Source organism: Pseudomonas sp. GW456-12-10-14-LB2, from assembly GCF_002884345.1.
GTDB lineage: Bacteria > Pseudomonadota > Gammaproteobacteria > Pseudomonadales > Pseudomonadaceae > Aquipseudomonas > Aquipseudomonas paraglycinae.
The window spans coordinates 13,944-33,771 of the sequence record NZ_POHV01000055.1 but is presented as its reverse complement, the minus strand read 5'-3'; the positions used below and the strand labels follow the sequence as shown (position 1 = coordinate 33,771).

Below are 19,828 nucleotides of genomic sequence, written 5' to 3'. Positions count from 1 at the left end.
AGGTCGAAACGGAACGGCTGGCTGATGCCTTCGGTGCCGGTGAACGACAGGACTTGCAGGTCGCCCACGTAGTCTTCAACGGTCAGGCTGAAGTGCGTTTCGTTGGCTGGACTGAACATTTGACGCTCCTTGAGGTGAAACTGAATCTCCTGAAAGTTCTAACCTCGGCGAAAGCCTGATCCAGAACCGAGTCGGATCATAAAGGCTTAAAGTTGCGCAAAAAGTTGCGCACATGCCCTGAAAGCCGCGGTTCATAAGGCCTGTTCGAAGTTGCTACGAGATGTTTCTTGGCAAAGTGATATCACTTTTGCTGATATTTCCACGTGATTGTCGATCACGTCAGGCGATACAGTGGAGCGCAAACCGCAACCTGAACGCAGGAAACGAGATGGCAAAGTTTTACGATGCGCGCGGCAATATCTACGGCGTGGTTTCACCCCTACAGGTGCGAGAGGCGGGCATCGACCTGCCGGCCAACGCACAAGAGGCGGCGTCATCCAGAGCCATCTGGAGCGAGCAGGCCATCGCGACATTCTGCCAATGGCCTGACGCAATCCGGCCCGCCGGTGCCAAACATCATCGCAGCGATGGCTTGCTGATCGGCCCGTTTCAGTCCTCGGCACCCTTTGATCTGCTGATCGTCAACACCGACGGCACGCTGGCCGAGCGCAGCGGCAACGGTCTGACGATTTTTTCTCAGGCACTGCTTGAGCAGGGGCTGATGCCAGAGCAGGGCGCATCGTTGCAGGTGCATCACGACAAACAGGATGCGCAGTCGCCCGTGCCGATCTCGGTCAAGCCGGCTGAGGTCGCGGGCGTGCAGGGCTTCTGGCTGGATCTCGGGCAACCCGGATTCGGCCCGGCAGCCGTCAGTGCGCTCGGCGTTGAACCGGTGTCGTTCAATGGTGTGGAAATCAGCCGTGTTCGACCGTTGGCGCAACTCGATCCCGGCTGGGCACACAGTCAGTTCGTGAGAATCGGCAATCCGCACTGCGTGACGCTGCTGGAGGACGAGGCGGCATTGCCGAGCAACGAACAGATGCTTGAGTCGCCGCTGGCGGACAGTCTGACCGCCATCGCCTTCGCCGTGCCCACCGGCGCCGGCCAGCCGTGCCCGGCCGGGGTAAACCTGCAATGGGCGATACGTGCTGGCGATCAACGCATTGTGGCGCGGGTGTTCGAACGGAGCGAAGGCCCGACCGCCTCATCCGGCACCAGCGCCAGTGCGGTGGCGAGTGCGGCGTGGCGGGTGGGCTGGGTGTCAGCGGGAGAGGTGCAGGTGGTGATGCCCGGCGGAACCGCGCCGATCCTGCTGGAGGAGCGCGACGGAGAACTGCTGCGAGTGCGCCTGTTCGGCACGGCGCACACGACAGAAAAGTGAAGTCCCTTTCATGATCGTCCCCCCGGGAACGATGGATCCCTTGGGCTTTACTGTGAGCCGGTTCGAGGCGGTTGTCGCCTGTCAGATCTGACAGGCTGGCTCTTTCGATTCGCGATAAAACCGGCGCGAGCAATAACCGCCACTCAACCCTCCACGAACTCCACCACCGGCATCTGCCGCTTCATCAACACCTTGCCGTTGCGGATCGAATACAGCGGCAGGCCCTGGCTGCGGATCACTTCGTAGTCGCTGTCCGCCGACAGGATCAGCAGGTTTGCCGGGCGGCCCTGTTCCAGGCCATAGCGTTCGCCAAGGTGCATGGCCTTGGCGCTGTTGTCGGTGACCAGATCCAGCGCGCTCTGCAGGTTGCGATAACCGAGCATGTGGCAGATGTGCAGGCCGGCTTCGAGTACCCGCAGGATGTTGCCGTTGCCCAGCGGATACCACGGATCGACGATCGAATCCTGACCGAAACAGACGTTCATCCCGGCTTCGAGCAGCTCGTTGACGCGGGTCACGCCCCGGCGTTTCGGGAAGTTGTCGAAGCGCCCTTGCAGGTGAATGCTTTCGGTCGGGCAGGAGACAAAACTGATCCCCGAATGCCCGAGCAGGCGGAACAGTTTGGCGCAGTAGGCGTTGTCGTAGGAGCCCATCGCCGTGGTGTGGCTGGCGGTCACGAGGGCGCCCATGTCGCGGCTGCGGGCATCTTCGGCCAGCACTTCGAGGAAGCGCGAATGCGGGTCGTCGGTTTCGTCGCAGTGCACGTCCACCAGGCAGCCGGTGCGCTCGGCCAGATCCATCAGGAACTTCACCGAGCTGACGCCTTGGTCGCGGGTGTACTCGAAATGCGGAATCCCGCCGACCACATCCGCGCCCATACGGATCGCTTCTTCCATCAGCTCGCGGCCATTGCGGAACGACTCGATGCCTTCCTGAGGGAACGCGACGATCTGCAGGTCGATCAGGTGACGGCTTTCCTCGCGCACTTCGAGCATCGCCTTGAGCGCGGTGAGTTGCGGATCGGTGACGTCGACGTGGGTGCGCACGTGCTGAATGCCGTGGGCGGCGAGGGTCTGAATGGTTTTCTTCGCCCGGGTCTTGGTGTCTTCCTGGGTGATGGTGACCTTGCGCTCGCCCCAGCACTCGATGCCTTCGAACAGCGTGCCGCTCATGTTCCAGCGCGGCTCGCCGGCGGTCAGGGTGGCGTCGAGGTGAATGTGCGGCTCGACGAAGGGCGGCACCACCAGATTGCCGCCGGCATCAAGGTCGTCGGGGCCCAGGGTCGGCGCTTCGGTCTGGCGCGCGATGCTGCGGATCAGGCCATCTTCCAGGTGCAATTCGTGCAGACCTTCCTGGTTGCGCAGTCGGGCGTTGATGATGTGCATCGGGCGAATCCTTTTATAGATCTTGTAGAGGGGCGGCCGCGTTGCGGGCGCCGAGCAGGCCGGTCACTGCGATATACGTTAACGCGGCAACGGCGATGCCGACCAGCGGCGCGACCCACGGCGAGCCGAACGCCGCGACGGTACCGGCCGCGTAAGCCGCGAGCCCCGGCCAGTTGAACGCCGGTAACCGTGCGTCGGCCAGTCGCGGATAACGCCCGCGCCAGCGGAAGAAAAAGTCCGCCATGATCACGCCGCCAATCGGCGGAATCACCGTGCCGAGCAGGATCAGATAAGGCACCAGCATGTCGTACATGCCCAGCAGCGCGAGCGCCGTGCCGATCACGGCACCGGCCAGGGTCACGGTCTTGCGGCGACCGGTGCGCAGCAGGTTGCAGCCGGCGACGGCGAAGTTGTAGATGGTGTTGTCCTGGGTACTCCAGATGTTCATCAACAGCATCGCCATCGCCGCCATGGCGAAGCCCTGCAACAGCAGCACTTCGACCACGTCGGGCTGTTGATAGACGATCGCACCATAGGCACCGATCAGCACCATCAGGCCGTTGCCGATGAAAAAACCGATCAGACTGGCCAGCACCGCGACCCGTGCCGAACGGGAAAAACGCGTCCAGTTGGTGGCCTGGGTCGCGCCGCTGACGAAGGTACCGAATACCAGCGTGATGGCGGTCGACCAGTCCAGCGAACCGCTGGGCACGACGCTGAGCAAACCGTCGAGGCCGCCGACTTTCACGGTCGCGACCCACATCGACAGCATCAGCAGCAACATCATCGCCGGCACCGCGATGTACGACAGAATCTCCAGCCCGCGATAACCGACATACGCCGTGGCGCAGAACACCAGGCCGAACAGCACCATCAGCCCCAGCACCGTGGCTTCGTTCAAATCGAAATACTTGCCGAGCACCACCGCCGCCGTCGCGGTGCCCCAGGCGTACCAGCCGATCTGGGTGAACCCGAGGATCAGGTCGCTGAGCTTGCTGCCGACTTCGCCAAAACAAAAGCGCCCCATCAGCACCGAATTCAGCCCGCTTTTGAAGGCGATGTAACCCAGGCCTGCGGCGTACACGCCGAGCAGCAGGTTGCCGATGATGATGACGGCGAGCATTTCGCCGAAGTTGAACGCCACGCCGAGCTTGCCGCCGGCAAACATGGTTGCGGTGAAGAAGGTGAAGCCCAGCAGCACCATCGCCGTGGAGGCCAGGCCTTTGCGCGCGTGCATCGGCACTTCACTGAGGGGGTAATCGTTGCCGGGATCGTTTTGCGTCATGGGGCGTTCCTTGCTGGAAAGGGGAGGACGCGAAGAGGTTGCAGCGGTCGTGCCAAACGCGATGTTGCGGGTATTTATAGACGAGGCACGGATGATCGGCGCGAAAGCAGTGCATCGGGCGCCGCACCGAACCATGTGGGAGCAGCTGTTCCCACAGGGTCACGGGATTGGATCAGAGGAACCGCAGCAGCGCGGCGACTATGGCTTCACGCGCATCTTCCTGCACCAGATGCCCGGCATTCGGGACCGGATGAAACTGCGATCCCGGAATCATCTTGTGCAACTCGCGTCCGCGCTCGATGGGAATCCACTGATCCTCCTCGCCCCACAGAATCTGCACCGGGCAACGGATCGTCGGGTACAGCGGCTGCGCCTCCAGCGTGTAGCGCTGGTCCATCTGCGCGATCTGCCGGTAGAACGCCGCTTGCCCCGGATCGCCCAGCCACGGCTGGACGTAGGGCGCCAGCTCATCATCGGGAATATCCCGATGGATCGCCCCACGAATATAGGTCGGCATGATGGCGCGCTGGATGTAATCCGGCAGGCCGCTGAACGCCGCCTCATGCTGGCGCACGTGCTGCACGAACGGCGAACCCCAGGGCGTCAGCGCCACCGGGTCGATCAGGGTCAGGCTGCGGTAATCCTTGCCGTTGAGCAGGTGTGCGCGCAGCACGGTGGCGCCGCCGAAGTCGTGGGCAACCACGTCGGGGTGTTGCAGATTCCAGTGATCGAGCAACTGCGCAAGCAATTCGTTCTGCACGCCGAGGGAGACATCGGCGTCCGGTTGCTCGGATTGGCCGTAGCCCAGCAGGTCGAAGTAATGCACCCGGTGTGTGGCGAAAAAGTGCGGCGCGATGCGGTGCCACACGTAAGACGAGAAGGGCGTGCCGTGCACGAACACCAGCGGCGGGCCGTCGCCGCGCACCCCGTGGCGAATCTGTCGCCCGTTGAAATCAAAGACCTGATCCAGCAGCCAGTCCGTCATGGGCCTGTCCTCTTGGCGGGTTCGAGCCAAAAAGCATAGGCGTAAAAAAACCACCGGTCTCGGTGGTTTTTTTGTGTCGCGGGAATTACTCGCCGCGATAGATGCAACCGCTGGTGCAGGTCTCGTGGATGCGGATCGCACTGAGTTCCGGCAGCAGGGGCTTCAATTCATTCCAGATGAATTTGGCCAGCACTTCGCTGGTCGGGTTCTCGAGGCCCGGAATGTCGTTGAGGTAGTTGTGGTCCAGACGCTCGTACAGCGGCTTGAAAATCGCTTTGATCTCGGAGAAATCACGGATCCAGCCGGTGTGCGGATCGAGGTCGCCGCTCAGGTGAATCGCCACTTTGAACGAGTGACCGTGCAGGCGTCCGCACTTGTGGCCGTCCGGTACGTGGGGCAGGCGGTGGGCGGATTCGAACGTAAATTCCTTGAAGATTTCCACAGTGATTTCAGCTCTGTTCAGATGGCGTTCGCCGCAGCGAATTCGGGCAGGCGGCGAGTTTATCAGCTTGTTCCCGGCTGTGCTGACTAAAGGGTCAGCAAGCGCTCGGCGAGGCGACCATTGGCAGTCAGTTCAAGGAACTCATCACCCAATCGGCGACTTTCGTCCATCGCCGCGCGCCAGTATTTCTGCCGGCTCGGCGCATCGCCCATGAAGCGTTTGAAGTCGTTACGGTCGGGGAGTTTGCCGTAGGGCAGGCGCGCCAGGTATTCCTTCGATGGCGCCAGCAACAGCACGTCCTGCAAACGCTCGACCGAAGCTTTGCGCCACGGCAGGGTCTTGTCGAACCAGCCCGGAATCACCCGGTCGGTGAAGTGCGGATACAGCACGATGCCGTCGCCGCTGTAGGGCAGGTCGAGGTGATAGTCCAGCAGACCGCCGTCGCGGAACGTGCCGGCACCGGCGCCCGGCAGGTCGCGCACGCCTTCCATGACCATCGGGATCGAACCGGACGCCAGCAGCGCCTGACGCAGGTTGCCGGCATCGAGGGCGACGAAACGTGACGGGAAGTCATTCAGCGCATGCACCGGCGGCGCCAGGCGCGGGTCGTGGATGATCAGCCGTTCGAAGTGCCGCGACAGCCGCGCACGACCCCGCAGGTTGTCGGCGATCACCGAGCCCAGCGCCAGCCCGAGCCGGCCGCGATGGTCGTCCGCCAGCCCGCCGTGGCTTTTGACCACCATGATGTTCAGGCGGTAATGGGCGTTGGTCAGAAGGCTGGCATCGCGACCGTCGAGCAGGTCATCAAGCATGCGTTGCGAACTGCGGCTGACGTCGCCGATGGTCACGCCTTTGTTGAAGTTCTGCTCGGTGTACAGATGACCGAGGCGGCGGATGCCTTCGGCGGCGTCCGGCAGACAAGCGCTGGCGAAGCGCCAGGAACCCACCGACGCACCGATCAGCGAACGCTCGCGCGGCGCCGCCGGCAGCCACTCGCCGAACAACGCCAGATCCAGCCCCTGAATCCCCAGCGCCTTCGGCCCACCGGCAGCACCGGGCAGGGTGCCGACGTCGGCGGCGTTCAGGCCTTGGGCACGAATGCGCGCCATGGCCCGGGGGCCGGCCTTGAGGGTGAGGGAAGGGAACTTGATGTGAATGGCGGTCATACCGGTCTCGATCGTTAGCAAGCGAAAGATTATAAGCACATGTTGCCGTGGCTGCAGGAGCAGACCCCATGATGGCCATTCAGTTTCAGTTAAGTTCGCACCGTTAAGGTGCCGCCCGTAGCGACACATAAAAATACGGAGACACCATGAAAACCCTGACTGCCCTGACCATTGCCTCCATCATCGGCCTCACCGCCGGCACCGTTCGCGCCCGCGATCTCGGCCCGGATGAAGCCCTGCGCCTGCGCGACGCTGGTACTATCGTCTCCTTCGAGAAGCTCAACGCCACCGCGTTGGCCAAACACCCGGGTTCGACGATCACCGACACCGAGCTGGAAGAGCAGTACGGCAAGTACATCTACCAGATCGAACTGCGTGATCCGCAGGGGCTGGAATGGGACCTGGAACTGGACGCGGTGAGCGGGCAAGTGCTCAAGGATCATCAGGATACGTAATGAAGGTGAATGTTCGCGCCACCCGCCGTACGGCATTGGCGCTGGTGATGTTTTGCTCGACGGCGATGGCCCGCGACCTGGGGCCCGACGAAGCCCTCAATCTGCGCAAGCAGGGCGTGATCCTGCCGCTGGAGCAAGTGCTGCAGCAGGCGATGGACCGTTATCCCGGCGCGAAACTGCTGGAAGTCGAGCTGGAAGAAAAACACGACGTCTACATTTATGAAGTCGAGTTGCTGACCGTCGAAGGTGTGGCCCGTGAGCTGCACCTGAAGGCCGACACCGGTGAACTCGTGAAAGACAAGGAAGATTGACCGATGCGCTTGCTTCTGGTGGAAGACCACGTACCGCTGGCCGACGAACTGCTGGCCGGCCTGCAACGCCAAGGCTACGCGGTGGACTGGCTGGCGGACGGACGCGATGCGGTCTATCAGGGCAGCAGCGAGCCCTACGACCTGATCGTCCTCGACCTCGGTCTGCCCGGCGTGCCGGGGCTTGAGGTGCTGGCGCAATGGCGCGCCGGCGGTCTGACGATTCCGGTGCTGATCCTTACCGCCCGTGATTCCTGGGCCGAGCGCATCGAAGGCCTGAAGGCCGGTGCCGACGATTACCTGACCAAACCCTTCCACCCGGAAGAACTGTATTTGCGCATCCAGTCGCTGCTGCGCCGCTCCAAGGGCCAGGCCAACCAGCCGACGCTCAAGGCCGCCGGTCTGCACCTGGACGAGGGCCGTCAGTGTGTCGTGCGCGACGGTGCCGATATTCAGCTGACCGCCGCCGAATTCCGTCTGTTGCGCTACTTCATGCTGCACCCGGAGCAGATCCTCTCCAAAAGCCACCTCGCCGAACACCTCTACGACGGCGAGACCGAGCGCGATTCCAACGTGCTGGAAGTCCACGTCAATCACCTGCGGCGCAAGCTCGGCAAGAGCGTGATCGAAACCCGTCGCGGCCAGGGTTATCTGTTTGGCGGACAGGCTTCGTGAGATCGATCCAGCGCCGCTTGAGCCTGGGGTTGATCAGTGTGCTGGTGGTCGTCGGCGTGCTGCTGGCGCAAACCAGTCTGTGGCTGTTCGAAGTGGGGTTGCAGCGCTATCTCGAAGCCGGCTTGCGTAACGACAGCGAGAGCCTGCTGGTGGCGCTGGTTCGCGGCCCGCAAGGCTTGCAGCTGGATGAGCGGCACTTGTCGCCGGCCTACCAGCGACCGTTTTCCGGGCATTACTTCCGCATCGATTTCGCCGACAGCCATTGGCGCTCCCGCTCGTTGTGGGATCAGGATCTGCCGCTGCTCGAACGCTCCGGCCTGCACAGCAACCTGCAACTGGGGCCGGACGGCCAGCAATTGCTGGTGCTGCGTTCGGACTATCGACGGCTCGGCCAGTCGATTTCCATCAGCGTGGCCCAGGATTACACGCCGGTGCGCGAGAGCTTCCAGCGCATGCGCCAGATCGGTCTCGGCCTCGGGCTGGCCGGGTTGCTGCTGATTCTGTTGCTGCAACGCCTGACCGTGCGCCGCGCGTTGCGTCCGCTGGAAAAGGCTCGTGAACAGATCGCCCAGTTGCAGCAGGGCCAGCGTTCACAACTCGATGAACAAGTACCGGCGGAACTGGAGCCGCTGGTGGCGCAGATCAACCATTTGCTGGCGCACACCGAAGACAGCCTCAAGCGCTCGCGCAATGCCCTGGGCAATCTCGGGCACGCGCTGAAAACCCCGTTGGCGGTGCTGCTCAGTCTGGCGTCGAGTGAAAGGCTCGACGCGCATCCGGAACTGCGCAAGATTCTCAAGGAACAACTGGAGCAGGTTCAGCAACGGCTGAACCGCGAGCTCAACCGTGCGCGGCTCTCTGGCGATGCGTTGCCGGGAGCGCTGTTCGATTGCGACGCCGAGCTACCGGGGCTGCTGTCGACGTTGAATATGATCCATGGCGAGCACCTGGAGCTGAGTTATGTGGCCCCGCGGGGCCTGCAATTGCCGTGGGATCGTGAGGATCTGCTGGAACTGCTCGGCAACCTGCTGGACAACGCCTGCAAGTGGGCGGATGCCGAGGTGCGGCTGAGCGTGGTCGAGACGGCTGAAGGTTTTGTGCTGAGCGTGGAGGATGACGGGCCGGGGATTCCCGAGGCGCAGCGGGCTCAGGTGTTCAGCCGTGGGACGCGGCTGGATGAGCAGACCCATGGGCATGGGTTGGGGCTGGGGATTGTGCGGGATATTGTCGAGACGTGGGGTGGGGTTTTGGTGTTGGGCGAAAGCGAGTGGGGTGGGTTGAAGGTGGAGATTCAGTTGCCTCGGCGGTAGCCTTCAAGAGCCCCCCTCACCCTAACCCTCTCCCGGAGGGAGAGGGGACTGACCGAGTTGGTTTTCCGAGCTACACCGACCTGAAAGTCTTCAGTCGAACTCAGGTTTTGAACACCTTGGAGATCTGCTCCCTTTCCCCCTCGCCCCCTTGGGGGAGAGAGCTGGGGTGAGGGGGTAAGCTCTTGATCTTCAGCAATCCCGAGTCAAACCCGAAACTGATCCATCAAACTCTGCTGCTGATTCGCCAGGCTATTGAGCGACTGACTCACCCGCGCCGATTCATTCGCCTGTCCCGAGAGCGACTCCGTCACATCACGAATCGTCGCCACGTTGTTGTTGATCTCCTCGGCCACCGCGCTCTGCTCTTCGGCAGCGCTGGCGATCTGCAGGTTCATGTCGCTGATCACCGTCACCGCATCGCCGATCTGGCGCAGCGCGGTCACGGCCTGGCCGACCTGTTCGACACTGCCCTGGGCCTGGCGATGGCTGTTGCCCATCGAGCCGACCACGTCCTGGGTTCCGGTCTGCAATTGCTCGATGACCTGGCGGGTTTCTTCCACCGACTCTTGAGTGCGGCGGGCGAGGTTGCGCACTTCGTCGGCGACCACCGCAAAACCACGTCCGGCTTCACCGGCACGGGCCGCTTCAATGGCGGCGTTGAGGGCCAGCAGGTTGGTCTGTTCGGCGATGGCGCGGATGGTTTCCAGCACGGTGCCGATCTTCTCGCTGTTGGCGGCCAGGCCTTCGACCTGCACCATCGCCGCGCTCATGTCGGCGGCGAGGGTGTCGATGCTGGCGGTGGTCCGGTCGATCACGGTCAGGCCCTGACGGGTGGCGCGATCGGCATCCTTGGCCGCTTCGGCGGCTTGTGCCGCGCTGCGGGCCACGTCCTGGGCGGTGGCGCTCATTTCGTGGGATGCGGTGGCCACCTGATCGACCTGACGGTATTGCTGCTCCATGCCGGCGCTGGTCTGAGTGGCGATGGCCGAAGACTGATCGGCGGTGTTGCGCGCGTCCTGCACCGAGCGTTTCACCTCGGCGATGATCGGTTGCAGCTTGTCGAGGAAGCGGTTGAACCAGCCGGCCAACTTGCCAAGCTCGTCCTTCTTGTCGTAGGCCAGACGGCGGGTCAGATCGCCTTCGCCGCTGGCGATGTCTTCCAGCATGTGGGCCACGCCGAGGATCGGTTTGGTCACGCTGCGGGCCATCAGCCACACCAGCAGCAGGCCGATCAGCGCGGCGAGCACGCCCAGGCTCAGTTCGATGAGGGTGCCCGAAGTGTTGCTGGCATCCAGTTGTTGCTTGAGCGCTTCGGCGCGGCTTACCAGCACCTTTTCCGGCACATCGAGCAGCACGCCCCAGGACGGGCCGCCGGGAATCGGCTGGAACGGCGACAGCACTTTCAGTTGCGCGTTGCTGTGCAGGCTGCTGACGGCGTTGCTCGAAGCGAGCAGGCGCAGCAGCTCGGCGCCGCTGGTGGTGTCCACGGCATCCAGGCGCTGGCTGAGTTTATTGGCGTCCGGGCTGTAACCGGCGAGCAGGCCGGCGGGGCTGATGATGCTCACGGCGGTCTGGCCGTCATAGAGCTTTTTGCTGGCGCTCTGGCTGATCGCTTGCAGGCTGTTGAGGTTGATGTCGACCGACAGCGAGGCGATGACTTTGCCGTTGACCATCAACGGGAACACGATGCTGGTCATCAGCACCTTTTGCCCGTCGATCACATAGAAGTAGGGTTCGATCACGCACGGCTTGAGCGTGGTGCGCGGGCAGGTGAACCAGGCGTTGGCGGCCTGGCCGCTGGGGCCGGTGCTGGTGTCGGTCATGTCGCTTTCCGGCAGGGCCATCGAGGTCACCTTGCCCGGGGTCGGCTGCGACCAGTACAGGGCGAAGCGGCCCTTGTCGTTGCTGCCCAGTTCAGCCTGACCGGCAAACAGTTCGTCCTTGCCGTCCAGCGCGTTGGCTTCGAACACCAGCGACAGGCCGAGCAGATCCGGATTGGCCTGCAGCGCCGATTTCACCTGACGAGTCATGTCTTCGCGCAGGTCGAAGGCATCGAGGAAGCGCTTCTCGGCCTGTTCGCGCAGGAACAGCACCTGACGCGAGAAACCGTGGCCATATTGATAGGCGTCCATGAACTGCTGGCGAATGCCCGCTGCTTGGACTTCGCCCTGGGATTCAATGCGGGCCTGGGCCGACTCGGTGAGCATTTCCATGCTCGAAGCTTTCACCAGTTCGGAACTGTGCTCCATGCGATACAGCGAAAGACCCACCAACAGGGTCACGATACCGGCCAGGCAGAGCCCGGCGAGCAGGGTGATTTTCCATTGGATGGAAAGTTGTCTGAGTGACATGGAAACGTCCTTATTCGATAAATATCTGAGACTTTGCACTGTAACGGCCGCGTTTCGGCTTTCTTTATGGCGTAAATGCAATAGGGCGAATTGACGCATGTTGTGGCGGATATGCCTTGTTCAGCGGATTGATCATGGAAAGTTACACAGTGTTGCGACCAGTCGCTTTGACACTGCGCCCGCGCTGCGGCACAGTGCGCGCCCTTCTAATAAGACCCTCTATGCAAATCCGCTGGCGACCCTCGTGGCTTGTCGGCCGGACTCATCCTGTCTGGCGGTGAATGGCTTTACCGTCGTGTTTTCGAGGTAGTGAAATGAATGCAGTGATTGCTGCGGTCGGCGTCATGCTGATCCTCAGCCTGTCCCGGGTGCATGTGGTGATCGCGTTGATCGTCGGTGCGCTGGTCGGTGGCCTGACCGGTGGTCTGGGCATCGACGCCACGCTCAAGGCCTTCAACAGTGGCCTGGGTGGCGGGGCGACGGTGGCGTTGTCCTACGCGTTGCTCGGCGCTTTCGCCGTGGCGATTGCCAAGTCCGGTCTGGCCCACGCGCTGGCCGACAAGGCTCTGGCGATGGTCGACCGCCAGCATGCGACCGGTGGCGGCAGCGTCAAATGGATGCTGATCGGCCTGCTGTGGGTGGTGGCGATCGCGTCGCAGAACATCCTGCCGATTCACATTGCGTTCATTCCGCTGCTGGTGCCGCCGCTTCTCTATGTACTGACCAAGCTGCAACTGGACCGTCGGCTGATCGCCTGCGTCATGACCTTCGGCCTGATTACGCCGTACATGTTCTTGCCGGTGGGCTTCGGCAATATTTTCCTAAACGAGATCCTGCTGGCCAACGTTGCCCGCAGTGGCGTTGACATCAGCGGTATCAACGTCACCCATGCCATGGGGATTCCGGCGCTGGGCATGCTGGTGGGGCTGGGCATCGCCTTTATCAGTTACCGCAAGAAGCGCGTCTACGACCTGGGGAAAATCGAGCAGGTCGAGCAGGTGGCGGTGCAGTACAACCCGCGAAGCCTGTTGATCGCCGGTGTCGCCATTGCCGCAGCCTTCATTATTCAGTTGCTGCTGGATTCGATGATTATCGGGGCGCTGGCCGGTTTCCTGATCTTCTCGGCGTCGGGCATCGTCAAATGGCGCGAGACGGATGACCTGTTTACCGAAGGCATGAAGATGATGGCGATGATCGGCTTCATCATGATCGCCGCTTCCGGATTCGCCGAAGTGATGAAGGCCACTGGCGAGGTGCAGACGCTGGTCGAGTCTTCGGCGTCGTGGATCAATCACAGCAAGGGCATCGGTGCGTTGCTGATGCTGCTGGTCGGTCTTCTGGTGACCATGGGCATAGGCTCGTCGTTTTCCACGGTGCCGATTCTGGCGGCGATTTTCGTGCCGCTGTGCGTGCAACTGGGTTTCAGCCCGATTGCCATTGTCTGCATCGTCGGCACGGCCGGGGCCTTGGGCGATGCCGGTTCGCCCGCGTCAGACTCGACCCTTGGCCCGACCTCCGGTCTGAACATCGACGGCCAGCACCACCACATCTGGGACACCGTTGTTCCGACCTTCCTGCACTACAACCTGCCGCTGCTGGCGTTTGGCTGGGTGGCTGCGATGGTCCTCTGATGTGATCGTTCCCATGCTCTGCGTGGGAACGCCTCTTGTGACGCGCTGCGTCACGCTTTGGGACGCGGAGCGTCCCGGGCTGCGTTCCCACGCGGAGCGTGGGAACGATCGGCGTCGAGGTGTCGTTCTCAAGCCGCAGCTCAACTTTTGGTTTCGCGTGCCGTTAAAGCCTTTAACCACGCCAATAAAACCAAAAGAGTGAGCCCCCATGCGCCTGAGTCTCAAGGCTAAAGTCCTGTCCCTTGCCGTCCTTCCGGTGCTGCTCTTTGCGCTGGTGATCAGCCTGACCACGCTGTTCATCCTCCAGGAACAGGCGCGCAATGAAGTCCAGCAGACACGCGAACGCCTGCTCGGTGACGCCAAAGCCACGCTGGCCAGTTACGTCGCCGTGGCCATGACCACCATCAAACCGTTGTACGACGCTGCCGCCCCCGGTGACGCCGAGGCGCGGGCGCAGGTGATCAAGCTGCTGTCGAGCATCAAGTACGGCAAGGACGGCTACTTCTTCGGCTACGACTCCGAGACCGTGCGCCTGTTCAAGGCCAACGACCCCGAAGGCGTGGGCAAAAGCTTCAAGGACAACCGCGACCCGAACGGCGTCTACGTCAACCGCGACCTGGTGAAAGTCGCGAAGGACGGCACTCACTACCTGCAATACAGCTCGCCGCTGCCGGGCAACGCGCAAGTGCTGGTGCCGAAACTCGGTTACACCGAATACCTGGCGAAGTGGGACATGGCGGTCGGTACGTCGGTCAACCTCGATGGCATCGAAGCGCAAGTGGCGGTGGTCGAGGCCAAGGTGCAGGAGCGCATGCAAGGCGTGGTGCTGAGCATCGTCGGCGTGGCGGTGATGGTGCTGCTGGTGATCGCGGCGGCGGGGATGCTGCTGGCCAACACCATCCTGCGACCGCTGACCCTGATGAAAGCCAACCTCGATGACATCGCGGCGGGCGAGGGCGACCTGACCCGGCGCTTGACCATCACCAGCCAGGACGAACTCGGCGAACTGGCCGGCTCGTTCAACCGTTTCGTCGACAAGATCCACGGCCTGGTGCGGCAGATCACCGAAATGACTTCGCAACTGACCGGTTTGGTGACGCAGGTATCGGATCAGGCTCAGCGCTCCGATCAGGCCATGGAGCGTCAGCGCCACGAAACCGATCAGGTCGCCACGGCGATCAATGAAATGTCCGCCGCCGCGCAGGAAGTCGCCAAGAGCGCACAGAACGCCGCCGTCGCCGCGCAGCAGACCGACGAAGAAGGCCAGACCGCCAAGCGTGTGGTGGCCGGCAGCATCAAGCAGATTCATGCGCTGGTGGACGACATCCGCAGCAGCGGCGTGTCCCTCGACAGCCTGCAGCAGGACGTGTCGTCGATTGTCGGCGTGCTCGGGGTGATCCGTTCGATTGCCGAACAGACCAACCTGCTGGCGCTCAACGCCGCGATCGAAGCAGCCCGGGCGGGCGAGGCCGGGCGCGGGTTTGCGGTGGTGGCGGACGAGGTGCGGGCGCTGGCTTCGCGCACGCAGATCAGCACTCAGGAAATTCAAGGGATGATCGATCGCTTGCAGGCGGGGACGCAGTCGGCGGTTGAAGCGATGCGCCGTTCCAGCGAGGCGGGTGATGGTACTTCGGCGCAGGCCAATCAGGCGGGGGCGTCGCTGGATGCGATGGCGGATCTGATTGCGACCATCAACTCGATGAACGCGCAGATTGCCAGTGCCGCTGAAGAGCAGACGGCGGTGGCTGAAGAGATCAACCGCAGCGTGCACCAGATTGCGGTGGCGGTGGATAACGTGGCGGATGAGACACAGTTGGGGGCGCAGACCTCGCGCAGTCTCGCGGAGTTGGGGCAGCGGCTTGGGAAGTTGGTGGGGCAGTTCCGGATCTGACCCCCAAAGGCCCCCTCACCCTAACCCTCTCCCGGAGGGAGAGGGGACTGACCGCAGTGTCTTGCGTCATACATCGACCTGAAAAATCGTGTCGATTATGGATTCACAGCCGATCGCTCATGTCGGCGTATCTCTCGAATATCCCCCGTTCGGTTCCCTCTCCCTCCGGGAGAGGGCTAGGGTGAGGGCCGGCTTTTGACTTTGGCGAGCTCAGGGCCTGTCCCAGTAGGGGACTTCGCCAAAACACTCAACAAAAAAATCAATCACCGTCCGCACCTTCACCGACAACCGCCGGCTCCCCGGCCACAGCACCGCAATCTGCTGCGGCTCGACACTGTTCGACACCTGATAATCCCCCAACACCGGCACCAACGTGCCCTCGCGCACCGCCTCGCCGATCAGCCATGACGGAAACATCACCAGCCCCAGCCCTTGCACAGCGGCCTGGGTCAACGTGTCCGCATGGTTGCCGGTAATCGGGCCCTTGACTGCATAGGGTGTCCACTCGCCCTGACCCTGACGGAAGAACCAGCGCTGCTGACCGGTCGCGCCCTTGTAGGCCAGGCACTGGTGGCGGGCGAGGTCTTCGGGATGTTGTGGCGTGCCGGCGCGCTTGAGGTACGCCGGGCTGGCCGCGACCTGAAACCGGTGCGGCGCGAGGATCCGCGCCTGCATGCTCGAATCGTGCAGCGGGCCGATGCGAAACAGCAGATCGGCGCCTTCCTGCAGCGGATCGATGTAGTGGTCGGTCTGCTGGATGTCCAGTTGCAGCTTCGGATAGCGCTCGCACAAACGGCCGAGCCATGGCGTCAGGTGGCGTTGGCCGAACACCACCGGGGCGTTGATCCGCACCAGGCCGGTCGGCTCGCTTTGCTGTTCCTGCAACGCCTGTTCGGCCTCTTCCAGTTGTACCAGCACCAGCCGCGCGTGGTGGCCGAGCATGCGCCCGGTCTCGGTCGGCGTGACCGCGCGGGTGTGGCGGTAGAGCAGTTGCTGGTTCAGCGCCTGCTCCATCAACTGGATCTGCCGGGAAATCGAGGAGGGCGCCACGCCCTCGCGGCGGGCGACTTCGGAAAAACTGCCGTGGTCGAGCACCGCCACAAACAGCCTTAAAGCCTTGAATCCCAGTTCGTTGAGCCCGTGCATCGTCAGTCCTGCTGTGCGAGTTGCGCAAAAGTGTTGTCGGGATGCTCCCATTTATCGCACAGCTGCGCCAGCCGATAATCCGCGCCATCGTTTCCTTCAGAGGTTTTTCAGATGCAGTCGTTTGATGAAGTGAGTGCCGCGCCGGCGCCGGTAGCGCGGCCTGGTTTGCGTTTGTTGCTGTTGCCGCTGGTGATTCTGGCCGGCATGGGTTTGTCGGTGGAGGCGGGGTTGCTGGGGCCGTTGGGTGAGCAGGTCGGGCATTTGTGGGCGACCTTGAGCATCTTCGGGGTTGGGTCGGCGATTCTGTTTTTGCTGTTGTTGTTTGCGGGGCCGCAGAAGGGGCCGGCGCTGACGGATCTGCCGCGCTGGCAGTTGATCGGCGGGTTTCTGGGGCCGATGTATGTGGTGGTGTTGACGCTGGCGACGCCGCATATCGGGATTGCGATGACGATGATTGCGATTTTGTCGGGGCAGGTTGGCAAGAGTGTGTTGATTGACCATTTCGGTTGGTTTGGGGCTACGCGCAAGAAGGTCAATGCTGAGCGGTGGCTGGCGTTGGGGTTGATTGTGGCGGCTTTGGTTTTGATTGCGCGGGGGTGAGTGATGAGTCTGGTTATTTTGTTGGCGGTGGTGGTGTTGGCCGGTGCGGTGTTGAGTGTGCAGGCGGCGATCAATGGGCGGTTGGGGGAGACCGTTGGGGTGTTGCGCAGCAGTTTGTTGACGTTTGTCGTCGGCGCTGTTTCTACGGGGTTGTTGATTTTGTTTTTTGAGCCTGCTCAGGCGGTGAGTTTGCTGGAGGTGCCGAAGTGGCAGTTGAGTGGGGCGCTGTTTGGGGTGGTTTATATGATGGTGATGGTTGGCGCGGTACCGCGCGTCGGTACGGCTGTGGCGACCGTGGCGGTGATTGTCGGGCAGTTGGGGATGGGGATGTTGATTGATAATTTTGGGTGGTTGGGGAATCCGGCGATTGAGCTGTCTTCTAGTCGAGTTTTGGCGATGGTTTGTCTCGGGTTGGCGCTGGTTTTCATGTATCGCAGTAGCGTGCGTCAGGCTGATTGATTGAGTGAATATCCGTTTCTTCGGGGGTGGCTGCTTATGGTTCCGCCCTTACGGCGGGTCACTTTTTCCAAACGCCGAAAAAGTAACCAAAAAGGCTTTACCCTGACGTACGGCCCTCGCTGTGGCTCGGGTTCCTTCGCTCCGGGATTGATCCGGGGGCATCGCCTACGGTTTGCTTCGCTGCACCTCCTCTCGATGCATGCGGCTGCGCCGCACGGTCGCTGCGCTCCCACCCCCGGATCAATCCCTCCACTCAGCCTGCCGACGGGCGTTGCGATCAAAAGCGGTACTCGAGCTAACGCTCATCGTGTTGAGTGGTGGAGGGGTAGGGGGACTAGGTGGTTAGGTGCTTTTCACCTTCTACACTGGTAGCACGGCTTGTTCTTTCGGCCTCAGACAACCACCACCGAAGGAGTCTGTTCCATGGCAGATAGAAAATGCGATTGTCCGGGATGTCGTTGTACGATCAAGGAGGGTGAGCATTCTTATGTGGCGCACGGGAAGCATTATTGCTGTGAGGCCTGTGCGCATCATCACAAGAGTGGTGAGGAGTGTTCGGGCAAGGGGTGTCAGTGTGCGCATCCCAAGTAATCCTAGGTATTGAAAAAGTGGAGCCTAGTCGGGCTCCACTTCCAGTTTCAGGCTGTCGTCGTCCAGGCGTTCGGTGTGGCGGACGTTGCCGTGCAGGCGGCGGCCTTCGACGTTGACGACGATGGTTTTGGCCTTTTCAAGGTCTTCCGGCAAGGGGGCCGGGACGCGCAGGGCGAAGCGGTAGGGGTCGTTTTCGACGGGTTCCAGGCCAACCGGGCAGTCGACGCTTTTGGTGATGCGGCCAAAGAGGGTGTCCAGGCCGTAGTCCAGGTGCGCCGGGCTGTCGATGGTTGTCATGTGTAATCCCCCGAAATAGTCCCCGCCTGCGCGCAAGCTTAGCTGGCCGGTCGCCATGTGACGTTTTCCACGCCGAATTTTTCTGCCATCGGCTTGCTGGTCTTCTGCACTTTCTCCCGGCCGAAACGCGGGATGCGGCCGACCCCTGCGTCGCAGCTTGCCCAGTGCCACGCCTCGGTGTTGTCCATTTTGTCCGAGCGGATAATGAACGACTTAGGCGCGCCGTGAAGGGTGTAATCGATGACGTACAGTTTTGCGTTGTTCATAAAGCCCATCTTCCTCCCTGTGGTAATAGAAGGATCGCTGGGCTCCGGGAAAATTCACTCGGATTGTCCGACGGTATCTATCAATGGCAAGGGACGAGGCGCACTGGTTACCATGGCGCTCTCACCAACCCCGATGAATGCTCGCCATGGCCCTCGCTGCGCCCCCTGATTTGAGTGATACCGATGTGCCGGTGCAGCCGCTGGCGCGCACCTATCCGCGTGGGTTGTTTATCGAGCCGCACGAGCATGTGTGGGGGCAGTTGCTGTATGCGATGAGCGGGGTGATGTGGGTCGAGACCCCCCACGAGGCGCTGGTGGTGCCCCCTCAGCGGGCGGTGTGGTTGCCGCCGGGGGTGCCACACGGGATTCGGGTGGTGTCGGATTTGCAGATGCGTAATATCTACTTGCGCCCGGCGCTGGCGGCGACGCTGGATGAGACGGTGCAGGTGATCGAGGTCGGCGGGCTGCTGCGTGAGTTGATCGTCGGGCTGGTGGCGCAGGGCGACAGCGGCGATGCCGAGTACTACGAGGCACTGGTCGGGCTGGCGCTGCTGGAGCTGAAACGCGCAAGGCGTTCACAGCTGAAGATCCCGCTGCCTGACGATGCCGACCGGCGGTTGATGAGTCTGTGTCAGGCGGTGATGGCCGCGCCGTCGCTGGACATTCCTTTCGAGCAGCACGCGGAAAACGCCGGGGCCAGCGTGCGCACCCTGGCGCGGTTGTTCAAGGAAGGGTTGGGCATGGGCTTCGCCGAGTGGCGGCGGCAGGTGCAGTTGGCGACGGCGGTGGCGGAGTTGATCCAGGGTGTGCCGGTCAGCGCGATTGCCCGTGAGCTGGGTTATTCGCCGAGCAGTTTCAGCGACATGTTCCGCCGGGAGCTGGGTGTCGCCCCTTCGCAATTCGATAGCGGGCCGCTTGCCGGCTGATTTGGCCGAAATTCAGAAGTCCTTGGCCGGTGCCGGTCGCGACCTTTCCCTAGACTTTGCCCATTCCCTTTGTGTGGCGGAGTGATCCCATGAATTACCTGATTTCACTGGGCGTCGGTCTGGGTGTCGGCCTGCTGTATGGCGCGCTGGATGTCCGTTCTCCGGCGCCGCCGACCATTGCGCTGGTGGGCCTGCTGGGCATGCTGGCGGGCGAGCAGTTGTGGCCGATGGGCCGGCAACTGGTCAGTGGCTGGCTGTCCTGAATCCTGTCTTTTTCC

21 protein-coding genes are annotated in these 19,828 nt (G+C 62.3%); 12 read left to right on the top strand and 9 right to left on the bottom strand.

All coding sequences use genetic code 11. The features are described from left to right. Positions 1-388 precede the first annotated feature (388 nt). Complete coding sequence (locus tag C1X29_RS26420) at positions 389-1,381, top strand: diaminopimelate epimerase (protein ID WP_102718764.1); 993 nt, start codon at positions 389-391, stop codon at positions 1,379-1,381. Positions 1,382-1,524: 143 nt separating this feature from the next. Here the strand turns inward: C1X29_RS26420 and codA are convergent, their stop codons facing one another. From codA to C1X29_RS26395, 5 genes are all read right to left on the bottom strand, one after another. Then, entirely contained in the window at positions 1,525-2,766 is a 1,242-nt protein-coding gene (gene codA, locus C1X29_RS26415; protein WP_102718763.1) for a cytosine deaminase, read from the bottom strand. A 13-nt stretch (positions 2,767-2,779) separates the two neighbouring features. Further along, on the bottom strand, positions 2,780-4,051 hold the full coding sequence (codB, locus tag C1X29_RS26410; protein ID WP_102718762.1) for a cytosine permease: 1,272 nt from the start codon (positions 4,049-4,051) through the stop codon (positions 2,780-2,782). Positions 4,052-4,223: 172 nt separating this feature from the next. Next, complete coding sequence (locus C1X29_RS26405; protein WP_102718761.1) at positions 4,224-5,036, bottom strand: alpha/beta fold hydrolase; 813 nt, start codon at positions 5,034-5,036, stop codon at positions 4,224-4,226. A gap of 85 nt (positions 5,037-5,121) precedes the next feature. Continuing rightward, the gene (queD, locus tag C1X29_RS26400; RefSeq protein ID WP_007955941.1) at positions 5,122-5,478 is read right to left on the bottom strand and encodes a 6-carboxytetrahydropterin synthase QueD; all 357 of its coding nucleotides are present in this window, start codon (positions 5,476-5,478) and stop codon (positions 5,122-5,124) included. Positions 5,479-5,564: 86 nt separating this feature from the next. After that, positions 5,565-6,644, bottom strand: a complete 1,080-nt coding sequence (locus tag C1X29_RS26395; protein ID WP_102718760.1) for a patatin-like phospholipase family protein — start codon at positions 6,642-6,644, stop codon at positions 5,565-5,567. A gap of 146 nt (positions 6,645-6,790) precedes the next feature. Between C1X29_RS26395 and C1X29_RS26390 the strand changes: the two genes are divergently transcribed. The 4 genes from C1X29_RS26390 to C1X29_RS26375 are packed head-to-tail and all read left to right on the top strand — an operon-like array spanning position 6,791 to position 9,392. Continuing rightward, positions 6,791-7,099: a PepSY domain-containing protein gene (locus C1X29_RS26390; protein WP_102718759.1), complete on the top strand. Its 309-nt coding sequence runs from the start codon at positions 6,791-6,793 to the stop codon at positions 7,097-7,099. Beyond that, positions 7,099-7,410: a PepSY domain-containing protein gene (locus C1X29_RS26385; RefSeq protein WP_039770259.1), complete on the top strand. Its 312-nt coding sequence runs from the start codon at positions 7,099-7,101 to the stop codon at positions 7,408-7,410. Before C1X29_RS26390 ends, C1X29_RS26385 begins: the two co-directional genes overlap by 1 nt. 3 nt (positions 7,411-7,413) lie before the next feature. Next, complete coding sequence (locus C1X29_RS26380) at positions 7,414-8,082, top strand: response regulator transcription factor (RefSeq protein WP_011335105.1); 669 nt, start codon at positions 7,414-7,416, stop codon at positions 8,080-8,082. Continuing rightward, complete coding sequence (locus C1X29_RS26375) at positions 8,079-9,392, top strand: sensor histidine kinase (RefSeq protein WP_085745870.1); 1,314 nt, start codon at positions 8,079-8,081, stop codon at positions 9,390-9,392. Before C1X29_RS26380 ends, C1X29_RS26375 begins: the two co-directional genes overlap by 4 nt. Positions 9,393-9,595: 203 nt before the next feature. On the opposite strand, the gene C1X29_RS26370 is transcribed toward C1X29_RS26375, so the two are convergent. Beyond that, positions 9,596-11,743, bottom strand: coding sequence for a methyl-accepting chemotaxis protein (locus C1X29_RS26370; RefSeq protein WP_102718758.1), 2,148 nt, complete (start codon positions 11,741-11,743; stop codon positions 9,596-9,598). 314 nt (positions 11,744-12,057) lie between these two features. Here C1X29_RS26370 and C1X29_RS26365 point away from each other — a divergent pair, with 314 nt between their 5' ends. Together C1X29_RS26365 and C1X29_RS26360 are read left to right on the top strand one after the other, a co-directional pair. Beyond that, positions 12,058-13,374, top strand: coding sequence for a Na+/H+ antiporter family protein (locus tag C1X29_RS26365; protein ID WP_102687106.1), 1,317 nt, complete (start codon positions 12,058-12,060; stop codon positions 13,372-13,374). A gap of 208 nt (positions 13,375-13,582) precedes the next feature. Next, positions 13,583-15,265: a methyl-accepting chemotaxis protein gene (locus C1X29_RS26360; RefSeq protein WP_102718757.1), complete on the top strand. Its 1,683-nt coding sequence runs from the start codon at positions 13,583-13,585 to the stop codon at positions 15,263-15,265. A gap of 210 nt (positions 15,266-15,475) precedes the next feature. On the opposite strand, the gene C1X29_RS26355 is transcribed toward C1X29_RS26360, so the two are convergent. Continuing rightward, the gene (locus C1X29_RS26355) at positions 15,476-16,411 is read right to left on the bottom strand and encodes a LysR family transcriptional regulator (RefSeq protein WP_102718756.1); all 936 of its coding nucleotides are present in this window, start codon (positions 16,409-16,411) and stop codon (positions 15,476-15,478) included. A gap of 111 nt (positions 16,412-16,522) precedes the next feature. On the opposite strand from C1X29_RS26355, the gene C1X29_RS26350 reads away from it, so the two are divergent. The 3 genes from C1X29_RS26350 (at position 16,523) to C1X29_RS26340 (ending at position 18,061) form a co-directional block, all read left to right on the top strand. Continuing rightward, positions 16,523-17,011 (top strand): DMT family transporter, encoded by a 489-nt coding sequence (locus C1X29_RS26350; protein ID WP_039770247.1) that lies wholly within the window; start codon positions 16,523-16,525, stop codon positions 17,009-17,011. A 3-nt stretch (positions 17,012-17,014) separates the two neighbouring features. Beyond that, positions 17,015-17,470: a DMT family transporter gene (locus C1X29_RS26345; RefSeq protein ID WP_085686889.1), complete on the top strand. Its 456-nt coding sequence runs from the start codon at positions 17,015-17,017 to the stop codon at positions 17,468-17,470. Between the two features lie 423 nt (positions 17,471-17,893). Continuing rightward, positions 17,894-18,061 carry a metallothionein gene (locus C1X29_RS26340; RefSeq protein WP_074689145.1) on the top strand — a complete coding sequence of 56 codons (168 nt, stop codon included), beginning with the start codon at positions 17,894-17,896 and terminating at the stop codon, positions 18,059-18,061. A 24-nt stretch (positions 18,062-18,085) separates the two neighbouring features. On the opposite strand, the gene C1X29_RS26335 is transcribed toward C1X29_RS26340, so the two are convergent. Together C1X29_RS26335 and C1X29_RS26330 are read right to left on the bottom strand one after the other, a co-directional pair. After that, a complete protein-coding gene (locus C1X29_RS26335) occupies positions 18,086-18,358 on the bottom strand; it encodes a hypothetical protein (RefSeq protein ID WP_102718755.1) in 273 nt (90 codons plus the stop codon). Positions 18,359-18,396: 38 nt separating this feature from the next. Then, positions 18,397-18,624 (bottom strand): DUF6555 family protein, encoded by a 228-nt coding sequence (locus C1X29_RS26330; protein WP_011335095.1) that lies wholly within the window; start codon positions 18,622-18,624, stop codon positions 18,397-18,399. Between the two features lie 137 nt (positions 18,625-18,761). Between C1X29_RS26330 and C1X29_RS26325 the strand changes: the two genes are divergently transcribed. Together C1X29_RS26325 and C1X29_RS26320 are read left to right on the top strand one after the other, a co-directional pair. Beyond that, a complete protein-coding gene (locus C1X29_RS26325; protein ID WP_085745875.1) occupies positions 18,762-19,550 on the top strand; it encodes a helix-turn-helix domain-containing protein in 789 nt (262 codons plus the stop codon). An 89-nt stretch (positions 19,551-19,639) separates the two neighbouring features. Next, on the top strand, positions 19,640-19,813 hold the full coding sequence (locus C1X29_RS26320; protein WP_007958996.1) for a DUF1427 family protein: 174 nt from the start codon (positions 19,640-19,642) through the stop codon (positions 19,811-19,813). Positions 19,814-19,828 lie beyond the last annotated feature (15 nt).